Origin of the sequence: Nocardia amikacinitolerans NBRC 108937 (assembly GCF_001612615.1) — a bacterium.
Classification (GTDB): Bacteria; Actinomycetota; Actinomycetes; order Mycobacteriales; family Mycobacteriaceae; genus Nocardia; species Nocardia amikacinitolerans.
Window position 1 is genome coordinate 1 of the sequence record NZ_BDAU01000066.1, and the last position, 13,231, is coordinate 13,231.

General features: G+C 58.5%; 9 protein-coding genes. All 9 read right to left on the bottom strand.

The features are described from left to right. A partial coding sequence (locus tag NAM01S_RS35520) for a type I polyketide synthase (RefSeq protein ID WP_157108011.1) occupies positions 1-3,417 on the bottom strand: 3,417 nt, incomplete at its 3' end. A 123-nt stretch (positions 3,418-3,540) separates the two neighbouring features. Beyond that, entirely contained in the window at positions 3,541-4,629 is a 1,089-nt protein-coding gene (locus NAM01S_RS32180) for an alpha/beta hydrolase (protein ID WP_067792803.1), read from the bottom strand. Beyond that, on the bottom strand, positions 4,626-5,138 hold the full coding sequence (locus NAM01S_RS36880; protein WP_169810934.1) for a 2-oxo acid dehydrogenase subunit E2: 513 nt from the start codon (positions 5,136-5,138) through the stop codon (positions 4,626-4,628). Before NAM01S_RS36880 ends, NAM01S_RS32180 begins: the two co-directional genes overlap by 4 nt. Before the next feature lie 293 nt (positions 5,139-5,431). After that, complete coding sequence (locus NAM01S_RS32190) at positions 5,432-5,659, bottom strand: acyl carrier protein (protein WP_067792809.1); 228 nt, start codon at positions 5,657-5,659, stop codon at positions 5,432-5,434. After that, positions 5,656-7,566 carry an HAD-IIIC family phosphatase gene (locus NAM01S_RS32195; RefSeq protein ID WP_218018493.1) on the bottom strand — a complete coding sequence of 637 codons (1,911 nt, stop codon included), beginning with the start codon at positions 7,564-7,566 and terminating at the stop codon, positions 5,656-5,658. Before NAM01S_RS32195 ends, NAM01S_RS32190 begins: the two co-directional genes overlap by 4 nt. 5 nt (positions 7,567-7,571) lie before the next feature. Further along, positions 7,572-8,612: a 3-oxoacyl-ACP synthase III family protein gene (locus tag NAM01S_RS32200; protein WP_084483487.1), complete on the bottom strand. Its 1,041-nt coding sequence runs from the start codon at positions 8,610-8,612 to the stop codon at positions 7,572-7,574. Positions 8,613-8,831: 219 nt separating this feature from the next. Further along, complete coding sequence (locus NAM01S_RS32205) at positions 8,832-9,728, bottom strand: bile acid:sodium symporter family protein (protein WP_067792814.1); 897 nt, start codon at positions 9,726-9,728, stop codon at positions 8,832-8,834. A 155-nt stretch (positions 9,729-9,883) separates the two neighbouring features. Then, complete coding sequence (locus NAM01S_RS34540) at positions 9,884-11,365, bottom strand: FAD-dependent oxidoreductase (RefSeq protein ID WP_084483489.1); 1,482 nt, start codon at positions 11,363-11,365, stop codon at positions 9,884-9,886. 20 nt (positions 11,366-11,385) lie between these two features. Further along, positions 11,386-13,231 (bottom strand): acyltransferase domain-containing protein (locus NAM01S_RS34545; RefSeq protein WP_157108013.1); only part of this gene is annotated, 1,846 nt, incomplete at its 5' end.

Consider the following 13,231-nt stretch of genomic DNA (forward strand, 5'->3'; position numbering starts at 1 on the left):
TCCGGTGAAGGTTCCGATGGGGTCGCCGTGGAGGGTGGTGGGGTTGATGCCGGCGTTTTCGAATGCTTCCCAGGCGACTTCGAGCAGCAGGCGTTGCTGGGGGTCTAGTGCCAATGCCTCTCGGGGGCTGATGCCGAAGAACTCGGCGTCGAAACCGTCGGCGTCGTAAAGGAACCCACCGTGACGGGTGTACGACTTGCCGATCATGTCCGGATCCGAGTCGAACAGATCCTCGAGATTCCACCCGCGATCCTCGGGGAAGCCGCCGATGGCATCGACCTCACCAGCGACCAGATCCCACAGCTGCGCCGGACTGGTCACACCGCCGGGAAGCCGGCACCCCATACCCACAACCGCAATCGGCTCGTCAACTGCGTTAGCCGCCGGCGCAAAAATTGCATCGGAATGTTCAAGAAGCTGTTGTCGGAGGTGCTCAGCTAGCGAGATCGGTGTCGGATGTGCGAATACAATGGTCGGTGCTAGCTTTCGGTCGAGCGCTGTAGTCAGTCGGTTACGTAGCTCGACGGCAGCAGGCGAATCAATGCCCAAATCCTTGAATGTCCGTGCAGGGTCTACAGCGTCTGCGTGCAGATGACCGACAACAATCGCGGTTTCTGTACGGATCAGTTCGACCAACACTGCGAGCTGTTCCGGATCGGTAAGACCAGTAAGCTGTTCTATCCAGGATTCTTGGTCGATAGTGCTTGTCCTTGACACATCACGAGGTTCGTAACGGACATCGTCGACGGCGGGGACTTCCGGCGTGCCGTGGGTGAGCTGAGGCCAGTACTGCTCGCGCTGGAATGCGTAGGCCGGCAATTGGATTCTGTGCGCTGTTGATGGGAACGCCCTGGACCAGTCGACGGTGGCGCCGTAGACGTAAACCTGTGCGAGAGCTCCGAGGTAGGACAGCCACGAATCCTCGTCGCGACGCAGCGAACCGACTACGAGCGCATCGTCGAGAGTCTCCTGTATCGGAAGGACGAGCACTCCGTGGGGGCTGCACTCTATGAAGGTCTGATGTCCGCTGCCGCCGAGCTGGCGTATCGCCGAGGCGAATTGCACCCGCATGCGCAAGTTCCGATACCAGTAGTCCCCATCGAGCAGCTCCGTGTCGAGGACCGTTGCGGTAACTGTGGAGTAGAACGGGATCTCACTCCTCCGAGGCGTGATACTTGCTAGCTCGCCGAGAAGACGCGTTCGAATGGGCTCGACCTGCACCGAGTGTGACGCATAGTCGACTGGTATCTTCCGCGCGCTCACTCCTTGAACGGTGCACTCGGCAAGCAATTCATCGATCGCAGTAGATTCGCCGGACACTACTGTCGCGGCAGGGCCATTCTCGGCCGCGATGTCCAACCGTCCCGGCCACTGGTCGAGCAGCGCTGTTACCGCGTCGACCGACAGGGCGACGGAAGCCATCCCACCATGGCCAGCCACAGCGGTGAGCGCATTGCTTCGCACCGCCACAACTCGAGCAGCGTCGTCGAGACTGAGAGCGCCAGCGATGTGTGCTGCCGCGATCTCACCCTGTGAGTGGCCGATGACCGCGCTCGGCCGAAGACCGAACGATTCCCACAGCCTTGCCAGCGAGACCATCACTGCGAAGAGCATCGGCTGGACGACGTCGACCTTATCGAGAGAGGGGGCGGTCGGCCTACCTTGAAGTACGTCAAACAGTGACCAGTCAACGTACTTTCGCAATGCCGTGTCACATGCTATGAACGCATCGCGAAATGTAGTCGACCGCTCGAACAACCCCAGCGCCATACCTGGCCACTGGGACCCTTGCCCAGGGAATACGAAAACAGCCCGAGTCGTCCTCGCATCCTGTGCCCCTCGAACAATTCCAGGAACATCATGGCCACTTGCTAGCGCACGCAGACGGCTCAACATGTCTGTCTCATCGGCCCCGACAATGACTGCACGGTGTTCAAACGCTGTCCGGGTGGTAGCCAGCGACCATCCGACGTCCACTGGTTTATTGACCCGATCCTGCAAGGAATCCAACAGTCGAGATGCCTGGGCACGCAGTGCGGTGCTCGTCCGGCCAGACAGCACCCATGGTATCGGTGACTGGACATGCCGGGCGCCACGCTGACCGTGGACAGGTTGCTGTGTGACTGGAGACTCGGAAAGGATTACGTGACAGTTGGTTCCCCCAATCCCGAAAGAACTCACACCAGCAATGAGCTCCGACCGGGGCCATGCGCCGAGCCGGTCCTGAACGCGCAGCCCAAGCGCATCGAAGTCGATGTTCGGGTTCGGTCTCTCGAAATTCAGACTCGGTGGCAGTGCCCGGTGCTTGATGCTAAGGACCGTCTTTAGCAGTCCCGCGATTCCTGCTGCGCCTTCGAGATGACCGATGTTGGTCTTTACGGAGCCGACCAGAAGGGGGGCGGCAGGCGAGCGGTCCTCGCACAGAGCTTCTCCAAGGGCCGTGGCTTCAATCGGGTCTCCGACCGCGGTACCGGTTCCGTGTAGTTCGACGTACTGGATTCGACCAGGGCTGACCCCAGCGCGGGCGCACGCATCGCGGATTACTCGAGACTGCCCTTTAGCGCTGGGAACGGTCAGGCCTGTAGTTGCGCCATCGTTGTTTATAGCGGTCCCGCGGATCACGCAGTAAATTGGATCCCCATCAGCCAAAGCATCAGTGAGGGGCTTAAGCACCACTACAACGCCGCCCTCGCCGCGAACATAGCCATTCGCTCGAGCATCAAAAGTATAGCAACGTCCATCGGGCGACAGGCCGCCAAAATTGACTGATCGAGCTGTGCTCTCCGAGGAGATGTTTAGGTTGATTCCTCCTGCCAGCGCCAGCTTCGCCTCGCCACGATGCAAACTCTCACAGGCCGTGTGCACCGCAACCAGAGAGGACGATTGGGCTGTGTCGATGGTCATACTCGGCCCTCGGAGGCCAAGGGAATAGGAGACACGGTTAGCGATCATGCCTCGTTGGACGCCGGTGAACACATAGCGGCTTGCTGCCCCGCGGCTCCGCTGCAGCAACGTGGCGTAGTCGTCCCAAATCGCCCCGACGAAGACGCCGACGTCACCGTCGCTGAGATCCGACGGAATGATGCCGGCATCTTCGAGCGCTTCCCAGGATAGCTCCAGCATCAGTCTCTGTTGCGGATCCATAGCCTCCGCTTCACGGGGCGAGATGCCGAAGAACCCCGGATCGAATCCGTCCACATTCTCGATGAATGCACCGCGGGCGCCTGGGCCATCCGTTGGCGCATCGGCGAATCGGTCCCGAGGCACTGGTCCGACTGCATCGCGACCGGAAATCAGCATCCGCCAGAAGGCCTCAGGGTTCGGAGCCTCGGGGAGTCGACATGACAGGCCGATGATGGCGACGGCCTGGTCCGCGATTAGATTTCCGCCCGTGTTCAATTCGATCCTGTCAACCATTCCGCGTACTTTCCCTTCGCAGCTCGGGGAGCATTCGCAGCCCGGTGGCAATTGAATGCCGTGCCGAGCGGTCGTTCTACTCTGATCGCTCGGGCTAAGCGGTACCTAGCCTCTTGCTAAAGCTCAGTAGCCGGTGCTCGTCAGCCGCCTTCGAGTGCGCTGAGCAATCCACATCGCTGTGAATACCGCACCCCGGAGGCTTCTGTGGTCGAGCATCCGGAACAACGAAGCCAGGCACCAGGGCCATGTCTCCGACATATGGTGTGGGGCACCGTGGACGTCCTCATGCGCAAGCACCTGCAAATTGCGTGCATGTTCGCGTAGAAACCTGACCTCCGATGGCGGGATGATCTCGTCCTGAGTACTGGCGACATACGACACGGGAATGTTTAGGGCCGCAATTTGGTCGGCGGACAGCGCCCAGTTGCTGAGAGCGTTCCCTAGGTCGGCGCGCGGGGTCTCGGTCAGATAAGCAAGGGTGTCAAGAGTGAGATCAGGAACCTTGGACTGCCATTGACGGTCTTTAAAGAATTCTGTGATCGGCGCGCCAACTGTGATTACCCCGCGTATTCGTGGATCCTCCGTTGCACAACGAAGGGCGAGATGACCGCTGAAGCTCAGGTTCATAGCGTAGGTGCGGGAGACGTCGGCTCGGTCGGCGACGGCGTCGAGAATGCTCGACAGCATCCGCCAGCTATGGATGTCGTAGCAAAGCGTATTCTCGCCCACCCTTGGGAGTTCGGTAACGATAGCCGCAATGCCGAACTTCCCCAAGCGGGCAAGGAGAGGTGCCCACTGCTCCTTTGTAGTGACAATGCCACCCATGATAAGCAACAATGGTCGCGGTTTGGTGGTCGAAAGCCCCGTCGTCCAGCATCGGAACTGTCCCGAACCGACAGTGAGATCAAGTGGATAGATATGGTGTTCTCCGCTGGCTCGCCACCGGTCGAATTCCATCACGCCCGCTTCAAGTGCAGACTGGCGGGCCGGCCCATTCACGAACGGAAACCGTGCCATGGTGTAGTGCCGCGACGCCTCCAAGTGGAGTTTATGCGATGCAAGGTTTTCGGCGGCCCGAATCCATTCTCCTACCCACGAGCCGGAGCCTTCGCCGTCGTGGTGGATGCGATCGAGGATCTCGTCATAGTTTGGTATTTGTTGGCCCCGAGCATGCACGCCAGCGAATTGCTTGAGCTCGTTGACATCGTTCATATCGCAGGTATCTCTCGATCGAGCTCTTGGATGCCTTTCTCGCTGAATCCCTCTAGCGCTGCCTTGACTTCGGCAAGTACGTCGGCTGCCTCAGCGCCATCGATCATTCGGTGGTCGAACGACATGTTCAGGCGCAGGACGGGAGCGACGACCACCGCGCCGTCGCGCACTACAGGACGATCGGCTACCTGCCCGAGTCCAAAGGTAATTGTGGTCCCGCCGATTGCATGAAAGCCATCAATGGAGCGATGTCCCAGAGAGCTCACTGCAAAGGTCCCCAGGGCGCTGGCGCGCCTGCCGAAGGGCCGGATACCAAGTCGAAACAGCATGGACCCCAGAGGAATTGGGAGCCTGTGGAGGAGGCGGGCGCCAGCGAAGTCAGCCAGTTCGGCGGGATCGCCGGTCTTCAGTACCTGAAGGCGTTCCTGGATATCATCGAGCCCAGTACGTTGTAGGTCGGCGAAGACGGCAGACAGCACAACTCGTTGACCGTTGATGGTGCGATCCAAGGTGAGTTTTCCATTCACCGTTGAGTAATGGGCGACCTGGGGTCGCAGCCTCCCCCGAATTGCAGCGTTTGCATCGGGATGGCGCGCCAGTACACGGGAAGCCGCATAGAGCACGTATGTGACGAGTGATCGGCTGTGACCAGCGGCGCGTAAGATGGCCTGTTGTCGCTGGATAGTGGAGACGTCTACATCGGTATCCAAGTGCACTGCAGAAACCGACCGAATCTCCCGCAGGAAATGTAAGGTGTGGCGGCGCTCGCGAACCAATGGTGCGACAGACGAAGTTATACGGCTCACGACTGGATCACCAGCTTGTACACGTCCCTGAGATTTTGGGCAGTCAAAACATCCGGCATCGAGATGCGGCGTCCAGTCTGGCGCTCTAATGCAGTCAGTACCGCCAGGAGATGTAACGAATCCCATCCCTCTAGATGGTCGAAATGAACATCGGCGTCAATCACTTTAAGGGATAGCCCGGCTTCCATATTCACCAGTTCGACGAAGTCTTCTATCGAGCTCATCGTGCTCCCTCGATTTCATCCCTCACATGGACGAAGGCTGGAGGTTCAATGATCTTGTCAAGGTCGTGTGAGTAAATTGATCTACTTTCATCTGCGCTGACCTGAACGAATCCGTATCTTCGGTAGAAGTCGGCGACCTTCGTATTCTTTGTCGTTCGGCGGTAGTGTCCGTACACCGTCTTGGTTCCGCGACCGCGGGCGCGGTGTAAAATTTGAGCAAGGCTGGCATGCTCTATGCCCCGAGAGAAAACGCGACAGCTAAGTAGAAAATTCTCGATGTGCGCAGATTGTTCCTCCCAGCGAATGAATATCGCGCCAACCAGCCCATTGTCGCCAAATCGATCCTGCGAACGGATTGTTACTATCTGCGCGTGAGGGTCGGCCAACAAGTCTCGAACCTGGCCCTCTTGCAGCCGAATCGTCGTTAAATTGAACTGATTGGTTCGCAGAGTGAGCTGCGCAACCCGGGGCACGTCCTCCGGGGTCATTCCGGATAGCCTGACTTGAACCCTCAGTTCGTGCAGGTAGGCTTCGACCGAGTCGAAGCTGTCAAGGAAATCCTTCCGTGCGACATCGTCGCGATATCGATTTACGCGAATACGATCCTCGTCGGTAAGTTGCAGTCCGTCGAACCAGCCGTCATGTAGAAGCGTTTCGACATGAAAGGCGGGTTCCTCGTCGACCTGCAGGACTGCAACTCCAGGCAGCGCGTTGCGCACAAGCCCGCATTCAAAGGAACTGTCGTCGATGTACACAAAACCATCGGTGCTTAGATTTAGCGTCGCCGCCAGTTCGGTGAGATTTTCCCACTTCGGGTGCCAGTTCGCGATCACGTTGACGAAGTCGTGCTCGCGCAATGTCATACCCGGGTGGTCCTGCAGCACCTGCCGGACAAGGTTCGGTTCGTTCTTACTCACCGCCGCGAGAAGAACGCCCTGTGACGCAACCTGTTTTACTACTCGTTGAAAAGCTGTGAATGCCTGCCCTCTTGGGCCATCCGCAACGTCGATCCCGTCGATACCATCCTCGCCAACGGTGCCACCCCACAGGGTATCGTCAAGGTCGACGACAAGCGCCTTCCTCGTCCGGCCACATAAATGAGAGGCAATGTGTCCAGCGGTGCGGGCGTAGGAAGCAAGCAGCTCAGAGGACAAGTGCGCCTTAGCGTACTGACTCATGCGCGCGTCGCTGGCTGGCACTCCATCAGCGATGATCGGATCTAAATCGACAACTGCGACCGTCGGGTTTGCTTCGCTCATTCGCAGCAATGAGGAATTTGCGTCCCGCCACAGTGCGCCCAACTTTGCTCTTGAGCTGTGATCTATCAGCTGAGCGGTGAAACGGCGAAGTAGGGGAAGGGTATTTAGGACCAGTATTCCGGTATTTTGAGCCCTAAAAGTCGCCACCAGGTTCTCTATAAGGCCTAGCTTTGCCTTAAGGATTTGATCTACATCGTCAGCTCGCCAGGGCTCCTTAAGCTCATCGAATACGAGCATTGGATCGAGTAAGCAAAGTGTCATATCCGGTTTGGCTGCATAGAGCATGCTTCCGGAATCGGCAAGTTCGAATACGAAGCTGTCGAAATCGGCGACATAGTAGCGGGGCGCTACTCCGTGCCGCGCGAGCTCTGCGGTCAGCGCCGGAACCAGATTTGCGAAAGTGCCGTGACCGGTGAGGGCAACGCGCAAAACAGCTGTACTGGGATGCCGTTCGACAATCTCTGTTGGGTCGAGTCGCGCCAGCACACGGCCGGCTCGGATCAGCTCAGCGTCGCTGAGATCGGCGAGCAGCCATCGGACGGTCGGGTATTCGTCAATGAGCCTACCGCTACGGTAGAGATCGATGACAGAGGTATGCGAAGTAGTCCTTTTCATGGAATCGCCATCGCCCGGACGCGTTTGGCTCACTGCTTTCACACCTTCTCAATCGCGAACGCCGACTCGATCCACTTGCTCGACTCGATCGCAACAGCAACTGCTCGATCGCCCTCAGCCATTCTTGGCAACACTCCCTCAATCAAGAAGAACGGCAGAGCATTCCCCGTATTACCCGTTTCCTTCACGCAGCTGATTTCATATGCATGAGGAAGGGCGAATTCCGCCATTATTCGGGCGGTCATCCGACCAGAAAGCTGCGGTGGCAGGATATAGTCGACCTCTGCCTCTTTCCAGGCGAGCTCGTCGAGTAGATCTCGAAGCGTGTTAACCGCCATCGAAGGCACTAGGGCCTCGATCGCCTTATAGTCTTCGACCGCAGCAGGCTGATCGGAGTGGAGTTCCGCTTTGCCAAACCACTCGATAGTTTGTCCAGGCGGCTGGTTCAACCCGGCGAAGCGGACCAGTACGGGGTACAAGACAGCGGCGTTGGCCGACGGATCGGGCCTGAGAGTCGTGAGGACTGCCGCACCTGCTCCGTCCCCAAACAGCACGCCGTTGATCTGCTCGGCGGGTGATGCCGATGCCAGGTTGGTGGCAAGACCCATATGCTTCGCGCACGAGTCTGCGCCTATCACGAGTGCTGTGCGATGACGTCCTGTACGTAGCATCTGACGCGCTACGTCGAGCGCCTGCACAGCTCCGGCGCATCCCGACTGGAGCTGGTAGGTGGGCACTGCGGTAATACCAAGCCGGTCCGCAACGAGGTTTACTGTGGCTGGCATCAGATTGTCGGGGGATGAGGTACCCATGACAATCAAATCGATGTCGCTCGCGCGGACGGCGGCTGCAGATAGCGCTCGCGCCGCCGCCTCCGAACCAAGGTCGGCCAGCGTATAAAGGCGCTCACCGGTATCCAGATCCACCGAAAAATGCCGGCTATCCGTGCCGATAAAAGTATCAATCCATTGCTGCCACAATGGTGGCACATTTAGGTAGTGGGCAAGGGTTGCATTGTCCACTGCGGGTCCGGGCAGCACCGTGCCCGTCGACAAAACATATATTCCTGTTTCGGTCACAATCAGCTCCTTTCAGGTGCCTGTCGTGCGGATCCGCTCAACGATGCCGTTGGCCTAGATGATCGTTTCGCACACTAAAGGCGGACTAAGTCCCCAAGAAATCGGTGTTCAACCCGCGATGACCTCGATCATCTGGTGAGATACAGAACAACGGGCTCTTGCTATCGGTGGAGCAACTCTGGTGGCGACTGCGCATGCAGAGCCCGCATCCGGTCAAGCCTAAACAGTCACACCGTCCACAACATGGACGCTTGAGCGGGCACGATGCCGTACATATAGGACGATCATCGATGCGGAAAAGTACATCACGATGCCGTAGGCCACGAAGGGAACAGCTACTTCTTCACTGCCAACGACCGCTATCGCGATTACCATGCCGAGTGCGCCGTTCTTGATACCTAGCTCCATGCCGCCGGCGATCCGGCTACCAACGGGTAGTCTCGCCAGCGTAAGGACGCCGATTCCGATCGCGATTCCGCCGAGATTGAGCAGAGCTACCGCAACCCCGGCCTGGGCCAGGTATTCGAATACCTTGCTACCAAGCGAGATCATTATCGCCACGATCAGAGCAACGAGTTCGATTGCCCCGAAAATCGATACGGCCTTCTCCATCCGTGCCGCGGTGTTGGGCACCCTAGCGCGGATAACCATGCCTAGCATCACTGGGACAAGCACGACGCCAAACAGCAGTGCCATCGTGCGAGGCACTGGTACGACAATCGCTTCGTCGACGCTCACCGGTTGTGAATCGATCGCCAGGTTGACCAAGATTGGCAGGCTGACGATGATGAGCATGCTGTTGACCACGGTCAAAACAATCGAGAGGTGTACATTCGCCCGGGCGAGGTAGGTCATCACGGGGGCTGTGGCGGCGCCTGGGCACGCAGCAATGGTCACCAGTCCGATGGCCAGCAGCGGTGGCAGAGACAGCGTCCAGGCGATCACGAAGCTGAGCGCTGGCATTAGCAGCAATTGTGCGACGGACGCGACTAGGATTGCTTTCGGGTGTTTGATCTCGTGGGAGAACTCCTGGGGTGTCAAGGTCAAACCAATACCGATCATCAGGAAGAAGCAGGTGATCGGCAGACCAATTGTGACTAGCGGGCTCTCTATCACTTGTAGCACCTCTCTGTATCTCGGCCGTAAACGAGATCTCGCTGCCATGCAGTCGATTCATTCCGCGCCAGAATCTCCGTACCAGAGAATTGAGGTCGATAGATTTCCCGCTCGGTAGTTATGAGTTGACGATCCCAGCGAGCGCTAAACCGAAGTTAAGCTTCTTCCAAAAGGGGCAGGTCAGTGCCCTTGCCGAACCATGACACTAACGCGGATATCAGCCCCGCATCGTCGTCAGCGCCACAATCGGCCCAAGCTACTCGGCCGTCCGGGCGGATCAGGACTCGATCGGCACGCAAGTCCTTCGTCGGGTGAACTTGTACGAAGTCGACGACACCTGCCCAGCGGTTCGTCTCGAAGGGGAGCGAAGCAGCCGTCGTATCGAGAACCACCCCGCGACCTGCTTGCAGCAATTCGGCTATTCGCTGCGTTCTCCCAGAAGTTGTCACCTCAATATTTGGCAGCCGGCATCCTGCCAGCTCATGAGTGCCGATCGGGTAGCGGATACCCAGGCCGGCTGCCAGCCGCACTAGGTGATCGTTTACATCGTCGAACTCAGTCAGTTCAGCGACTAGGTCGCGTAGCGGAGCAACGGTTTCCATCGGGTACATCAGTGCGAGCTGGGCGAGCGTCGTCCTACAAGCCCGAGCGCCGACCGGGTGCCGCTCGTCATGGTAAGTGTCGAGTAGCCCGGGAGGTGCGTGGCCAGCAATTGTTGCAGCCAATTTCCAACCGAGATTCACAGCGTCCTCTACTCCCGTGCTCAGCGCTTGCCCTCCGAGCGGGAAATGCACATGGGCGGCATCGCCGGCGATCAGAATCCGACCGCTCCGATAGCTTTCTGCATGCCGAGTCTCGTTGTGCCAGTGCGATACCCACCGCACAAATCCAAGATCGATCGCCATCCCTGTGAGTGCGCGGATGTGAGCCGTAAGCGCGGCAGCGCTGGCGGCCGCAGCGCTGGGCTTGGAGGTCCCGAACTCACCAGTAGAGACCCGAAGTACTCCAGTGCCCATTGGCATGACGGTGAAGATCCCGTTGTGGTACTGGTGCCCTCCGATGTGGTCCAGGAGCGCGTGGGACGGTCCTACTTCGACCTCGGCAGTCAGGCCGTAGAACGGTGCGGTGGTTCCAGGGAATGAGATCCCTGCGTGTGACCGGACGGTGCTACCCGCTCCATCGCATCCAATCAAATAGGCGCTCTCCAGGGTATGCTCACCGCCGCAGGCGCGGACCACTATTATCACCCCGGTTTCGTGCTGAGTAAACCTTTTGACCTCGTGACCGTATCGAATCTGCGCGCCGAGGCTCCTCGCTCGTTCGGCGAGGCAGGCTTCCAGATGTGCTTGCGCGACCAGGGCAGTACTTGGGTGCATATCCGCCACCCGGATGGGATCAAGGGGGAGGTGGGCGAAGTGGGCAAGCGGGAGTTGCCTGCCCTTCGCCAGCACCTCATCAAAAAGGCTACGCTGTTGAAGTAGTTCTACAGTCGCCGAGTTTATCGCCATTCCTGGAGAATTCTCTCGGGGTTCCTTGGTTCGTTCAAGGACAACACTTTCGATGCCGGCAAGGCCGAGCTCGCAGGCGAGCATCAAGCCGACGGGACCTGCTCCGGCAATGACAACAGGCTGATTCATAGTGCTCCTTTGGCAAATGCTTACGGCGACGCTTGCTCGCCTGGTTTAACAATCGTGCTGCATAAGTGCGACGCCAGCTTTGCGACCGTCGGCTGCTCGAACACGGCGCGAGGCGTGATGGGAAGTCCGCGCGCGGCAAGCTGGTTACAAAGCTCAAGGGCGATGAACGACGTGAGGCCGAGGTCAATAATGCTTGTGTCAGTGGTGATGGCATCCGGCCTGTCGTGCCCAAGGGCTGCCGCGAGTTGGGTACGCACAAGATCGGTGACTATTCTAAGCTGTTCTGTTTCGGTCGCATCGACAAGTCTTCCTCGCAACTCGTTGGCGGGCTCATTCGAAGTGCCTGGTGAATTGTTCAAGTCGCGCTGGCGTAGTTTATGGAGGGATTCAAGTGCTATTGCTAGCGCTTCGCGTTCCTGCGGGGTTGCTTGCAGGACGACGACTGCGCCATCGAGATCATTCCGTTCCACTGCGGCCCAGAAGCGATCAGGGTGCGTGCTCCCTCGCGCGGCGGCCATCTCTGGTGAATTGGCCAGCCAGAATGCGCGGTGCTGAAATGGGTAGGTGGGCAGATTTGTACGTTCAAAGTCGCTGAAGAGCCTGCCCCACATAATTGTTTCGCCGTGTGCATGTAGTCGAGCGACAGCACTCAGAAACACGTTCATCTCGGACTTGCGCTTGATGCATGTGGGAACCGCGAGCGGGAGGGAATGGTGTGTCCCCACCAAGGGGGTGAGTACTGCATCGGGTCCGACTTCTAGAAATCGCGTAGCTCCATTGTCGCACATTGTCTGTATACAGTCATTGAATCGGACCGTCAGACGGATTTGGTTGGTCCAGTAGTCGGGCGTCGTGATGTCGCTCGCCTCAACGACGGTTCCGGTGCACCCGCTAACTACGGGGATTTTCGGTGGAGCGTAGTTTACGCGCTCTGCGATTCGACGGAATTCAGGAAGTATCGGGTTCATGTGTGGACTATGAAACGCGTGGCTTACCCGTAGTTCGCGAACTCTGCGACCCCGTGCTCGGAATCCTTCGGCGAGTCTTGCCACGCAAGTCCTATCTCCGGAAATCACTACGGAGTCCGGCGCATTGACTGCGGCGATAGCGATTCGCTCAGGATTCTCGTCAGTGAACGCTGCGAGGATCTCGACCTCGCTTGCCTCAATATTGATCATCGCGCCGCGCGGCTCAGCAGTGTCCATCAGCCGCCCGCGGACAGCGACTAGCTCGGCAGCGTCGTCTAGGGTGAACACTCCCGCTGCGTGGGCCGCTGCGAACTCGCCGATGGAGTGACCTGCAACCATGCGTGGAGTGATACCGAATGTGTCGGTGACCAGTCGGTGGAGCGCGTACTCGAAGGCGAAAATCGCAGGTTGGGTGTAGGCGGTCTTGTCTAGTAGGGAGGCGTCTACCGTACCGGATTCGGCAAACATTATTTCGCGCAAGGGCCGGTCCAGATGTTCATCCAGGCGCTCGAAAACCTCGTCCAATGCTTGCCTGAAGCTTGGAAAGCCATGGTACAGGGCCTGTCCCATACCGGGATGTTGACTGCCTTGCCCAGTGAACAAGAACACCGTGCCGTCAGAGGCTCTTGTTCTGTCGTAAATGACGTTAGCTGCAGGCGTTCCCTCGACGAGGAATCCGAGCCGCATGAGCAATTCCTCACGGTCTTTACCAATTGCGGCTGCGCGATGATGGAAATGGTGGCGCCCGAAGGCAAGGGTTTGGGCGACTGCGCCCGCGTCGAGGTCGGGGTTCGCGACAACGAAATCGCGAAGTTGCTTTGCCTGGTCTTGCAGTGCTGCTTGGGTGCGTGCGGATAGGAGCCACGGGATCGGGACCCTCGGATTGGGGCCCTTCTGC